Below are 4,313 nucleotides of genomic sequence, written 5' to 3'. Positions count from 1 at the left end.
GGTAAACGAATGATGTTTTAAGGGAAATGAGTAAGGTCTAAAAAATAGGAAAAATTGTCGGGCAAGGGTGCCCGACCTACGAGAAATCCTTATCCTTTTTCTACGTAGGCAGGGCTCCCAGCCCTGCAAAAAAAAGAGTTTAGAATGAAAATTGAAGAAAAGATAAAAAAATTATCCAAAGAGTTCTTCCCTTCCTTGGTAAAACTGAGAAGGGAACTTCATCAGTATCCTGAGATAGCTTATACTGAATATAAAACCTCTGGAATTGTAGTAAGAGAACTGAAAAAACTGGGAATAGAGGTTAAAACCGGGATTGCCAAGACTGGAGTTGTGGGGTTACTGAATAAGAACAAAAAAGGAAAAACTGTTGCCCTGCGTGCGGATATGGATGCTCTTCCGGTGACTGAGATGACCGGACTTCCGTTTAAATCAAAAAATCCGGGTAAGATGCACGCCTGCGGCCATGATGTGCATATGAGCTGTGTTATCGGTGCGGCTAAGATTCTATCAAGTTTGAAAGATGAACTGCCGGGAAAGGTGAAATTCATCTTCCAGCCCAGCGAAGAGGTAACCCCGGGCGGAGCTTATCCGATGATCAAAGCTGGGGTGCTTAAAAACCCAGAGATAAATGGGATATTCGGCTTGCATTCTGATTCCTCTATCCCGATCGGGAAAATCGGGGTCAAAAACGGTCCTATGATGGCTCAAGCGGATGATTTTGACATAACCATAATCGGCAAAGGCGGGCATGGTGCCAGACCCCAGGACGGTATTGATGCGATTGTGGTTGCATCTGCGGTCATCCAGGCTCTGCAGACCATACCCAGTAGAAGGATAAGTCCTTTGAAGTCAGTAGTCATAAGTGTAGGTATAATCGAAGGTGGGAGTGCAAGAAATATAATCTGCGATAAAGTAATCTTGAAAGGGACAGCCAGAACTCTGGAAAAAAGGATAACAAAGAAGATACCGGACCTTTTGAAGGAAATAGTTTCAGGCGTCACCAGGGGTTATGGTGCAGATTTCGAGCTTAATTATTATGAAGGTTATCCTATTCTGGTGAATAACCCGGATATGACAGATCTGGTCAGAAGCTCCATCAGCAAACTTTTCGGAAAGGAAGCAATATTTGAAATCAAAGAGCCGATGATGGGGGGTGAGGATTTCGCTTATTTTCTCAAAAATGTCCCGGGTTCATTTATCAGATTAGGCATTAGAAATGAAAAGATTGGAGCAGTCCATCCCTGGCACCATCCTGAATGGAAAGTGGACGAAAAGGCAATAGAAATCGGCTCAAATTTGTTAGCTCAGGTAGCTTTCGATTTCCTGAAGCAGTTGTAGTTGCCTGATTTATCAGGCACAAAAAAGCCCAATAAATTGGGCAACTACAATTCTAATTACAGGAAGAATTAAAATGGGAAAAATTAAGGTCGTTATTTCGCTCTTTATATTCTTATTTCTGCTGCAGTTGTCTTTTCCTTTTGTCTCTTATTCTAAATTCCCTTACCGTCCGGGTGATTGGACAAGCTATACGGTTTTAAGATATGTCAGCTCAATTGACAAGGACTTCAATTACATCTACTTTGGTACCACTGGCGGGGTGTCCAGATATGACTTCTTTGCTAATCATTTTATCGAGCCTTTGACTGAAAGCGATGGGTTATTAGATGATCGGATTCAGAAGATAGCCTATGACCCTATGAGCAACGAGATCTGGTTTAGAACCTCCTCCGGGGTGTGCAGGTATAATCCGGCTTTTCAGGAGTTCTATTATGGAGGGGCTTTCCCGGATAATCTTGTGCATAGAGACTCAGCTAATTTCGTGTTTCCAGTTTTCTTTATGGATTATGGCTACTCCTTTATTCCGGACGGCTATATTACTGATATTTACCTGAACCGCTACCGGATTACCGACCGTCTCTTTGACCAGTGGGGAAGCTTGTGGATTGGAACCTGGGGACTGAATGTTGGAGTAGCATCTCTGCGCGCCTTAGAGCTGAAGATGTTGAAAACCGGACTTTATAATGATGACGTAAAAGCCCTGCTTCTGGATGGGGATGATATCTGGTTCGGTGGCGCTACTTTAGTCTCCAGAACTTCCGGCTTAACCAGGTACAATCCCAAAGATGAAAAATGGGACTATTTTGAATCGACTACACTTTCTGATCTTGCCAACAAGAGCATCACCTGTATGGAAAAAGATTCTCAGTATGTCTGGTTTGGAACCATCAATGGGCTATTGAGGTATGACAAGAAAAAGGATAAGTGGCGCACCTATGACAGTTTCAGAGGGCTATGGGATAACCAGGTCACGGCCTTAAAATCTGATCCAGGTCTACTCTGGATAGGAACCCGGTTCGGGCTGAATCTTTATTATCCCAAGGGAGATTCAATTATCCGGATCAAAGATGACCCGATCAGAGGGGCTTATATTTATTCGATTGAAAAAGATACGAATTTCGTCTGGCTTGGCACGGACCGGGGAGCTTTCCAGATTAACAAGAGATCAGGCGAAGTAATTCGCTTTACCATACCAGAAGGTTTTTTAAATCAATGGGTGAAATCGGTTTTCAAATACCAGGATGAGCTCTGGTTCGGAACCACAGAGGCAGTAGTACTGGTGAACCTGAAAACCTGGGATAGAAAAATCTACCAGTCCCCGGCAAATTATCCCGGCTCAGAGGTGAATAAAATCGTATGCGATGACAATTACTTGTGGGTAGGAACTATCCTGGGTGTCTGGAAGCTGAATAAAGTTAAGAACACCTGGAAAGGGTTTTTCAAAGAAGATGGGCTTTTAGACAACTATATCCAGGACCTCCTCTTAGAGGGTGACTATGTCTGGTTCGGGACTCAGAGAGGAGCCACCCGCCTTTACTGGAAGAGTCCCCTGGTAATAGATTAGTGCTGACAAGAGGTTCAGATCGTAGCGATGCCACTCCTGTGGCAACGAAAATATGGAGTGCATCGTCCGTGACGATGCGTGGAGGCATTGACAAGATCAATGCACTCCAAAGAAAATTCGTCCTCACAGGAGTGAGGACGCTACAAAGGAAACCTAAAAATGAGACTGAAGGAATTAGGCGAGTTTGGGCTGATAGATTTAATCAGAAGAAAAGTCTATACCAAAGATAAAAGGGTGGTTTTGAATATTGGGGACGATGCCGCAGTGCTCAAATGCTCACCTGGCAAGCTTTTGATCTTCACCACTGATACCCTGATGGAAAGGGTTCATTTCGACTTGAGATATTTTTCTTTTAAGGATATCGGATGGAAAAGCATGGCTACCAACTTAAGCGATATCGCAGCTATGGGAGGAATCCCTTTAGCCGGGCTGGTTTCCCTGGGGCTTCCTAAAAGGATAAAGGAAGAACAGGTTCTTGAGCTTTATTCCGGGATGGAAAACCTTTCCTCAAGATTTAAGTGCCCTATCGTAGGTGGGGATATATTTTCTTCACCTCAGGGTTTGGTTGTGACCATTTCACTTTTAGGAGAAGTTGAAAGAAATCTGTTCAAAACCAGAGGTGGAGCAAGAATGGGGGATTTAATTTATGTAACCGGCGATTTAGGTGAAGCTGAAGCGGGGTTGAGAGTCTTGAGAAAGTCGAGAGCTAAAAAAAACTCAATTACCAAGAAACATCTTAACCCTTATCCGAGGGTTTCGGAAAGTAGACTTCTGGTCAGGAACCTGAATATAAGCTCGATGATTGACATAAGTGATGGGCTTTCCTCGGATTTACACCATATATGCGAGGAAAGCGACAAGGGTGCTTTAATCTATGCAGAGAAAATCCCGGTCAGCCAGAGGATTACAAAAGTCTGCAAATCTTTAAACCTCTCGCCTTTGAATTTAGCTTTAAGCTCTGGAGAGGAATATGAGCTTCTTTTTACCTTAAACCCGGAAGAAGAGGAGAAGATAAAAAGAATGGCTAAAGGAAAGTTTAAAGTTACTTTAATCGGAGAGATCAGAAAAAAGGAAGAAGGGGTTAAGATTTTAGGCCTGGATGGTAGAATAAAGGACTTGAAGAAAACCGGGTATACCCACTTCTGATCTTTCTATGGATTGCATCCTATGGATGCCATTGTGTGAAATCATCAAGCCCGTTCTGGGTTGCAACCATTCAAGGCGTCTGCCTAAAGCTCCTGCATCACCCTCAAACAAGTTTGAGGGTGCTACCCTGCTTGCATCATCACGGATGATGCACTCCAAAATTAAAAAACAGTTGACATTTTTTTTCAAAGTATTACTTTGCTTTCGAAAGTTGGGGCGAACGAAGCGCAAGAATTAATTCCCCCTACGGGGAAAAGGGAGGTGG

3 protein-coding genes are annotated in these 4,313 nt (G+C 43.4%); all 3 read left to right on the top strand.

The features are described from left to right. Positions 1-144 precede the first annotated feature (144 nt). The 3 genes from MUP17_04725 to thiL all read left to right on the top strand — a co-directional run bounded on the left by MUP17_04725 (position 145) and on the right by thiL (position 4,048). Positions 145-1,338, top strand: a complete 1,194-nt coding sequence (locus tag MUP17_04725) for an amidohydrolase (protein ID MCJ7458274.1) — start codon at positions 145-147, stop codon at positions 1,336-1,338. A gap of 73 nt (positions 1,339-1,411) precedes the next feature. Beyond that, positions 1,412-2,902: a hypothetical protein gene (locus MUP17_04720; GenBank protein MCJ7458273.1), complete on the top strand. Its 1,491-nt coding sequence runs from the start codon at positions 1,412-1,414 to the stop codon at positions 2,900-2,902. Positions 2,903-3,061: 159 nt separating this feature from the next. Continuing rightward, on the top strand, positions 3,062-4,048 hold the full coding sequence (gene thiL, locus MUP17_04715) for a thiamine-phosphate kinase (protein MCJ7458272.1): 987 nt from the start codon (positions 3,062-3,064) through the stop codon (positions 4,046-4,048). Positions 4,049-4,313: the final 265 nt, after the last annotated feature.

It is taken from the genome of Candidatus Zixiibacteriota bacterium, assembly GCA_022865345.1.
Classification (GTDB): Bacteria; Zixibacteria; MSB-5A5; order MSB-5A5; family RBG-16-43-9; genus RBG-16-43-9.
The sequence above is the reverse complement of the archived record's forward strand: the minus strand, read 5'-3'. Positions and strand labels throughout refer to the sequence as shown.